At 43.7% G+C, this 8,595-nt stretch carries 7 protein-coding genes; 2 read left to right on the forward strand and 5 right to left on the reverse strand.

Annotated elements, in window-relative coordinates; all coding sequences use genetic code 11:
• Positions 1-141 precede the first annotated feature (141 nt).
• From V7K61_RS09360 to V7K61_RS09370, 3 genes are all read right to left on the reverse strand, one after another.
• Positions 142-1,692, reverse strand: a complete 1,551-nt coding sequence (locus tag V7K61_RS09360) for a mercuric reductase (protein ID WP_335052996.1) — start codon at positions 1,690-1,692, stop codon at positions 142-144.
• Between the two features lie 452 nt (positions 1,693-2,144).
• Complete coding sequence (locus tag V7K61_RS09365) at positions 2,145-2,966, reverse strand: TVP38/TMEM64 family protein (protein ID WP_335052998.1); 822 nt, start codon at positions 2,964-2,966, stop codon at positions 2,145-2,147.
• Positions 2,935-3,693: a TVP38/TMEM64 family protein gene (locus tag V7K61_RS09370; RefSeq protein WP_335053000.1), complete on the reverse strand. Its 759-nt coding sequence runs from the start codon at positions 3,691-3,693 to the stop codon at positions 2,935-2,937. The genes V7K61_RS09365 and V7K61_RS09370 overlap by 32 nt, the downstream gene beginning before the upstream one ends.
• A gap of 60 nt (positions 3,694-3,753) precedes the next feature.
• On the opposite strand from V7K61_RS09370, the gene V7K61_RS09375 reads away from it, so the two are divergent.
• A complete protein-coding gene (locus V7K61_RS09375) occupies positions 3,754-4,089 on the forward strand; it encodes a hypothetical protein (protein WP_335053002.1) in 336 nt (111 codons plus the stop codon).
• Here the strand turns inward: V7K61_RS09375 and V7K61_RS09380 are convergent.
• Together V7K61_RS09380 and V7K61_RS09385 are read right to left on the reverse strand one after the other, a co-directional pair.
• Positions 4,036-4,746, reverse strand: a complete 711-nt coding sequence (locus tag V7K61_RS09380) for a TIGR04283 family arsenosugar biosynthesis glycosyltransferase (RefSeq protein WP_335053004.1) — start codon at positions 4,744-4,746, stop codon at positions 4,036-4,038. The genes V7K61_RS09375 and V7K61_RS09380 overlap by 54 nt on opposite strands.
• Entirely contained in the window at positions 4,743-5,144 is a 402-nt protein-coding gene (locus V7K61_RS09385) for a CU044_2847 family protein (RefSeq protein ID WP_292725774.1), read from the reverse strand. The genes V7K61_RS09380 and V7K61_RS09385 overlap by 4 nt, the downstream gene beginning before the upstream one ends.
• Before the next feature lie 134 nt (positions 5,145-5,278).
• Between V7K61_RS09385 and V7K61_RS09390 the strand changes: the two genes are divergently transcribed.
• A complete protein-coding gene (locus V7K61_RS09390; protein ID WP_335053006.1) occupies positions 5,279-8,191 on the forward strand; it encodes an nSTAND1 domain-containing NTPase in 2,913 nt (970 codons plus the stop codon).
• The last annotated feature ends 404 nt before the right edge of the window (positions 8,192-8,595 follow it).

The raw sequence follows: 8,595 nt of genomic DNA on the forward strand, positions 1-8,595 counted from the left end.
TCATGTCCGCTTGATTGCTTATTAAACCTGAAGAACCCCACCCCGCCAAAGCTACGCTTTGTCTCCCCTCCCCGCTTGCGGGGAGGGGTTGGGGGTGTGGTGTTAGGGACTTTTAGTTATCCGACTGTTCACTGATTTTGGTTAAGATAACTTTGTCAGAAATCCCAACAGTTTTTTGGTATTTGATGTTAGGAGTGTTCGACGATAAGCATCAGCGGCTTTTTTAATCGCTTCGGCTTGAGTGGGATAAGGATGAATTACACTGCTTAACTTGCTCAAACCAATCTTATTTACCATTGCCGTAGTCACTTCTGAAATCATCTCACCCGCGTGACTGGCGACAATAGTTGCACCGATAATTTCATCAGACCCCTTTTTATGGTGGATTTTGAGAAATCCTAACTCTTCACCATCTGCGATCGCTCGGTCTACACTATTAAAAGGTATGTTGATGGTCGTCACTTCAATACCCAATTTCTGCGCCTCGTGTTCGTATAACCCTACGTGAGCAATTTCTGGGTCAGTATAAGTTACCCAAGGCATCACCAAACTACTAAGTTTCGAGCGTCCCAAGCCAAAGGGAGAAAACAGAGTATTTTTAATTACAATCCGCGCCGCAGCATCAGCAGCATGGGTAAACTTCCAGTTCATGCAGATATCGCCAGCTGCGTAAATTTTGGGATTGGTCGTCTGGAGGTAATCATTTACCTTCACGCCTTGGTGCTTGTCATATTCTACACCCACAGCTTCTAAATTTAGATTTTCGACATTTGGCGATCGCCCCGCACCAACTAAAATTTCATCGACTGTCACCGAATCTCGATGACCGTTGGAGGAAAAGTAAAGCCGTTTCCCTTCGGTGACAGTTACCACTTCTTCCAAGTTGGAATCGAGTACTACGCGAATTCCTTCGTTAATCAAAACCTTTTGGAGAATTTTAGCGGCTTCAGCGTCTTCTTTATTCAGGAGATGAGAACCGCTATGGAAAAGCACCACCTCACAACCCAAACGCCGGAAAGCTTGCGCTAATTCGCAACCAATGGGCCCGCCACCAATCACCGCCAAACGTTCTGGTCGTTGAATCAGGGAAAAAACCGTCTCATTGGTTAGATAACCCGCCTGTTCAATTCCCGGAATCGACAGTTGTGCAGCTCTTGCACCAGTTGCAATTACAGCTTTTTTAAACTTGAGGGTTTTGTCGCCAACTTCCACGGTATTTTTACTTGCAAATCGACCGCTACCCAAAAATACATCGACACCCAAGTTTTGAAACCGTTCCGCCGAGTCATTATGGCTGATATCAGCCCTGATTCGCCGCATCCTGGCCATAACTTTGGGAAAATCAACATCAATATTATGTTGGGGAATATTAACTCCCAAGTCTTTCGCATCCCAGATTTCGCCAACGACGCGGGCAGAGCGAATAATCGTTTTAGATGGTACACAACCAACATTTAAGCAATCTCCACCCATGAGATGCTTTTCAATTAACGCCACCTTTAAACCCAAATCCAGACCCGCAGCACCCGCCGCCACTACTAATCCCGCCGTACCAGCCCCAATTACTACCAAGTCATAAACATCGGCGGGTTGAGGATTAACCCAATTTGGCGGATGGACGTAAGACACCAACTTTTGGTTATACTCGTCAATTGGGCGAACTGTGACTCTCTCTAAATCTGAATTGGTCATTGGCAAAACCTCTTTTAAAATTAAGAATCCCGATTAATTTTTTTATGCTTGTTTATAGCGGTTCTCGATTGAGCTACAAGAACCCCACCCCGCCAAAGCTACGCTTTGTCTCCCTTGCCCTTAGCAACTATGGTGTATACACAAAGTCTGAAGTAGTATTACGAATCTGGTTTTTACCCCACCCTAACCCTCCCCTTATAAAGGGGAGCCACTGCGTTGGGCGGCTTTGCCGACTTGAAGCACGTGGCGTGAGGGAACTAGATTTCTTTCTTGTTTCCCCCCTTTATAAGGGGGGATTAAGGGGGGTAATTTGACTGTGTGTACTTTAAGCCCATTAGCAAGGGGAGGAAATTAAGGGGAGGGGTGCAATGGCTATGGGAATCATAACTAATTACGCGGACATGATATTACAGAAATTTGCAGTTGACATAGACTTGTACAGTGGTGCTACCCTACAATTCCTTTTCTAAAGCTTTCCGCGCAATCCGGGTTACATAAACTGTAACGGCGACTGTCGCAATCAAACCCAAGATGCGAATTGCCCATTGTAAAGTCGGGTTGGTAGGTTGAGCCTCAGTGCCAATCATGGCCAGATTACCTGCAAGGGAACCAATATAAACGTACATAATGGTTCCGGGAATCATGCCTAGAGAGCCGATGAAGTAATCTTGAAGTGAAACTCCTGTGATGCCAAAGGCATAATTGAGCAAATTGAAAGGAAATATCGGGGACAATCGCGTTAACAGGACAATTTTTAATCCTTCTTTACCTACCGCTTCGTCAATGGCGGCAAATTTTTTGTTATCTGCGATTTTACCAGCAACCCAACCCCTTGCTAAATAACGCCCAACGAGAAAAGCAGCAGTAGCGCCAAGGGTTGCACCGATAAACACGTAGAGAGAACCCCAAACTGCACCAAAAATCACACCAGCCCCCAAGGTGAGAATAGAACCTGGGAAAAAAGCAACGGTAGCGATAATATAAAGGGCAATAAAAGCTATGGCTCCCAGCGCACCCAGGCTTTCAATCCACTGCAAAGCTTCGCGTAAAATTGCTTGGGGATTGAAGGAATTTGAATTTGCCAATTCTTGTGCCAAAGCCGGGTCTGTGTTTAATGAGAAACTACTTGCCAATATTAGTAATATTAATACACTGAGGCTAAAAAACTTCTGCAAGTTTCCGGCATCAATACTTTTAACACTTCGGCTTCGCTCAGTGTTAAAGCCGAGCGGAGTCAAGGCTTTAAATATCTGAATGATTGTTAGTTTTTTCATGAGTTGTGATTTCTTCTACTGCCACACTTTGAGCTAATGCTTTCTGAGCAATTTTTGTGATATACACAGTCACAGCAACGGTAGCAATCAACCCAACTACTCGCATTATCCATTGCCAGACTTGAGTTTCTGGAGTAATTGGTTGATGAGAGGTGTTAATCATGGCAAGATTACCAGCTAAAGAACCAATATAAACGTACATCACAGTACCGGGAATAATGCCGAAGGAACCTAATATATAGTCTTTGAGAGAAACCTGTGTTATCCCAAAAGCATAATTTAATAAATTGAAGGGAAAAAGGGGCGAAAGACGAGTTAGCAAAACAATTTTCCATCCTTCTTTAGCAACTGCTAAATCAATCGCTTTAAATTTAGGATGTTTTTCCATTTGTTGAGAAACCCAATCCCGCGACAGATAGCGTCCAATAATAAAAGCCAAGGTTGCTCCAATTGTTGCAGCAATTAGCACATATATTGATCCCCAAAATACACCAAACAGACAACCACCTTTGAGGGTTAGCAGAGAACCCGGTATAAACAGTAATGTCGCTAAGTTGTAAATAACTATGTAGGCGATAGGCCCGAAAGCACCAAGACTGTGAACCCAAATGATTGAAGTCTGTAAAAGTCCCTGAAAGTTTAACTGTTTAGCAGCAATTATTAGAGTGATAATTAGGCAACTTAGCAGTAGTAGTTTGAGTTTGGAATTGAATAAACGCTTGTTCATTTTTATAAGTTTCACCCTCAGAGGCTCAATGTTGACCTTCTGAGGCTCGACGTTGACCTTTTGAAGCTCAATGTTGACCTTCTGAGGCTCAATGTTGACCTTCTGAGGCTCAATGTTGACCTTCTGAGGCTCGACGTTGACCTTCTGAAGCTCAATGTTGACCTTCTGAGGCTCGACGTTGACCTTCTGAGGCTCAATGTTGACCTTCTGAGGCTCAATGTTGACCTTCTGAGGCTCAATGTTGACCTTCTGAGGCTCAATGTTGACCTTTTGAGGCTCAACTTTCAAATTTACACCTCAAATCCAATGCCCCTAAGATATACTACCTACATGAGAAACAGCTTAAAGCCTCTTAAATTTTTCTCGGCGATACCAGCTACAAATTCGCTCAGGTGAAACGCCGAGCAAATAAGCAATAATTACTATTTGATTAAGTAAAGTAGTTTTCAATACTCCCTTTTGCAACCATCTGCGCGCTGAGGTGACGACTGGTGTGGGAATAATTACAACGCGTCCGATGCGTTTTAAACGACGCATGAGTTCAAAGTCTTCCATGATAGGCAATTCGGGAAAACTGCCTATTTGCTGAAATACTTCCTTTGTTAAAAAAATTGCTTGGTCGCCATAGGGCATTTGATAAAAATGCGATCGCACATTTACTCCCCACTCCACCCATCGTAAACTTAAAAGTGACGCATCAATCCGCAACTTAAAAGCACCAGCCACAATCCCAGGCTGTTGTAGTGCTGTGCGAATCATCTCATCAAACCCAGCAGGTAAACGAGTATCTGCATGGAGAAATAACAAAATCTCACCGCTAGCCGCTACAGCACCCGCGTTCATTTGCACAGCACGACCGGGAGATGATGAGATAACTTTGACATTTAAAGACTGAGCGATCGCTACAGTATCATCACTAGAGCCACCATCGACTACAATGACTTCTATATTTATACTGCCTTGAGTAGTAGCAATGGCTTTTTGAATATTCCCCGCTTCATTAATAGCCGGAATAATAATCGAAATTTTGGCTGCGTCAATACTCTCACTCATGATTGCTGAGTTTTCTTTTCCGGTTGGTCAGGAAATGAACACTCTACCGTTATCTTAAGATTGCTTTCAGCCGTGCCTTTAGTCACGTAAGGTATACCTGCTTCACCGCCAACTTTGATGCCAAATTCTAGAGTGACTTTATCAATATTAGCAACAGGGATTTTCTTAAAAGCATTGAGTGAATAAACAGTGTAAGCCCGAATTGTACCTTCAATTGCTTGGAAATTTTGCACTATTTGCTTTTGTGCAGCATCAGCATTCCATCCCTTATCAATTAGCGCTTCTTCTTCTCCCTCCGGGGAAACTTCGGTAATGACTGGTGGTGCATCTACGTTATTTGTGGCTTCAATGTAAATAATAGTGCCATCTTCTAACTGAATAGGTGTGAGTTGAGTCATGGGATAAATCTCGCCTAAAAGAATTGCGTCTAGGTAGCCCAGCGGTGCTTATCTACAAAATTTTACGGAAAATGCGGTAAATTTCTTGTAGAAGCTGGAAATAATTCGGCACAACTATCATAGGGCTTTGCAGGATGAGTCGAGACGCTTTGGTGGTGGGAATTAATACGTATGACCGCTTAAAATGTCTCAACGCGCCAGTTGCCGATGGTGAAGCGATCGCTCAAATCTTACAACAATATGGTGAATTTCGGGTAACGCGGCTGCCAGCAGTCAAAGATAAGGAAAATGAGACGATTCGCATTGGTAAGCAAACTAAAGTTAGTTTAACTCAGTTAGAAAGAGCGATCGTTCAATTGTTTAAGCCAGATGGGAAGCCGCCAGATACAGCACTGCTGTATTTTTCCGGTCATGGATTGCGGAAAAATCTAGGGATTCAGGAAGGCTTTTTAGCGACAAGTGAAGTCAACCCTGACGCGGGTAATTGGGGATTATCTTTGCAATGGTTGCGGCGACTGCTGCAAGAAAGTGAAGTAAGACAACAAATTGTGATTTTGGATTGCTGCTATAGCGGAGAGGTGCTAAATTTTGCAGAGGCAGATCCAGGCGATCGCGGTAAAGGCAGAGACAGGTGTTTTATTGCGGCTTCTCGTGGTTTTGAGGTAGCTTTTGAAGAGATTAACAGCCAACACAGCGTTCTCACTGCCGCACTGCTGAAAGGTTTGGAACCAAAACAAGACCGTTGGGTGAGTAACTACACCTTAGTAGACTTGCTCAATCAAGAACATCACCCGTTCCCCCAGCGTCCCATTTTTGCTAACTCTGGTGAAGCAATTAATCTCACCTGCAAATGGAATTCCTCTCCTGTTTACTCGACAGTACAGATATCAGCTATTTGTCCTTACAGAGGATTGTCTTATTTTGATTGCACAGAAGCAGATGCTAACTTATTTTATGGCAGAACAGCGTTAACCGACGAATTATTAGAAAAAGTGCGATCGGGTAATTTCCTCGCTGTGTTGGGAGCATCAGGAAGTGGTAAATCTAGTGTTGTCAGAGCCGGTTTACTTTATCAATTAAAGTTAGGACGCAGGTTATCAGGTAGCGATACTTGGCAGTTGAAAATATTTCGACCAGGGATTAACCCCTTACAAAATTTAGCACTGGCATTTGTAGAATCAGAATTATCAGATATTGAACGCGCATCACAGTTAGCTAAAGCAGAAGAATTAATTGCCAAAGGCGCAGTTGGTTTAGGACAGTTGATTACTGCTAGCCAAACTCAGCGCGTAGTGCTAGTGGTAGACCAATTTGAAGAAACTTTTACTCAATGTCAAGACATTACAAAACGACAGCAGTTTTTTGAATGTGTGCTAGGTGCTTTGCAACGAGATGACAATAAACTCTGCCTAATAATCACAATGCGGGCTGATTTTTTTGGTAAATGTCTGGAACAAGAGTATGGCGGACTAGCTAAGAAAATTCAAGAGCATTTAGTAACAGTAACACCGATGAATCGGGAGGAATTAGAAACAGCAATTCTCAAACCTGCCCAACAGGTGAACTTAGCAGTAGAACCGGAATTAGTTTCTCAAATGATTGCAGATGTAGAAAATTCACCGGGGAGTTTACCGTTGTTGCAGTACACGCTGACAGAACTATGGCAGCAAAGAACTGAAGAACGGTTAACCCTGACTATGTATAGCAAACTAGGTGGAGTCAGGGGAACCCTGCAAACACGCGCTACAGAAGTTTATGAGTCATTATCACTAGAAGAACAGCAAGCGACAAAGCGGATTTTTTTAGAATTGACGCAGTTGGGAGAAGGAACAGAAGATACCCGCAGACAAGTTTTGCAACGGGATTTAGTTACTTTACAATATCCAGAAGCTGTGATTAATAGAATAATTCAACGGTTAGCTGATGAGAACCTAGTTGTCACCAGTACCTTATCTAATCAAATTGCTGTGGTAGATGTTGCACATGAAGCACTGATTCGCCATTGGTTGCTATTACGCAAATGGATTGAGGAAAGTCGGGATATACTGCGACAAAAGCGGAAAATTGAAGCGGCAGCTATTGAATGGCGAGATAGGCGAAGGGTTAAGGATTATCTCTTTCAGGGGAAGCGGTTAAGAGAGGTGAAAGATTTTCAGAACCAACAAACTGAGAACTTAAGATTATCTGACCTAGCTGCTGAGTTTATTAAAACTAGTGTCAGACAAACGCGGAATAATCGCTTTAGATCCGTTGGGTTTTTCTTAATTATTCCGCTGGTTGCGTCAGTAGTTCTGGGTATTGTAATTGAGAAACAAATTAGGATAAGCCAACTTTGGCAGCAAGTCGATGCTGTTAAAGGAAAGGAGTATAGTCGAGTAAGAATTCAAGCACTGGAAAAGCTGCTACAAGCTGGTGAGAGTCTAGCTAATAAAGATTTCAGCAATGCCAACCTCAGCAATGCCAACCTCAGCGATGCCAACCTCAGCGATGCCAACCTCAGCGATGCCAACCTCAGCAGTGCCAACCTCAGCGATGCCAACCTCAGCGGTGCCAACCTTAGGGATGCCAACCTCAGCGGTGCCAAACTCATCGGTGCCGACCTCAGCGGTGCCAACCTTAGGGATGCCAACCTCAGCGGTGCCAAACTCATCCGTGCCGACCTCAGGAGTGCCGACCTCAGGAGTGCCAACCTCAGCAGTGCCAACCTCAGCGTTGCCAAACTCAGCATTGCCGACCTCAGCAGTGCCAAACTCAGCGGTGCCAAACTCATCGGTGCCAACCTCAGCGATGCCAACCTCAGCGGTGCCAACCTCATTGGTGCCGACCTCAGTGCCTACTTCAGCGGTGCCAACCTCAGCGGTGCCGACCTCAGGAGTGCCGACCTCAGGAGTGCCAACCTCAGGAGTGCCAACCTCAGCGGTGCCAACCTTAGGGATGCCAAAAACCTAACTCCTGAGCAAGTTAAATCAGCTAAAAATTGGGATAAGGCGAAATACTACAATGAATTTCGTGCCGAGCTTGGTTTACCACCACAACCAGCTAAGTGAATACTTTGGGGTTGCGTTTTTACTTCTAACCAATGCTGCAATGCAACTTTTTGCAAACTTTTTCTACATTATTATTCGACTAAAAGTAGTTGTTTTGTGGTCTTCTTTGCGTCTATGGGCAAAACAAAAAGATTTATTTGTTAGAGCGAGTAAAGCTCACAAGACTTAGAGATTGCTTTACTGGCAATGAGTTTTTATAATTAAGCGATCGCACCAAACAAATACAAACCCTACATATAGTCTGAAAAAATGGTGTTCAGGAGCGATCGCACTTTTCAAAGATTGCTTTACTGGCAATGAGTTTTTATAATTACTGGACTTTAGACTAAAAAGCAGAAAATGACTCAGGGAAGCTGAGTTGAAAACAAGCAAAGCCAAAAAATTCAAAAATCAGAAATCAAGCA

It is taken from the genome of Nostoc sp. (genome assembly GCF_036918015.1).
Taxonomy (GTDB): domain Bacteria; phylum Cyanobacteriota; class Cyanobacteriia; order Cyanobacteriales; family Nostocaceae; genus Nostoc.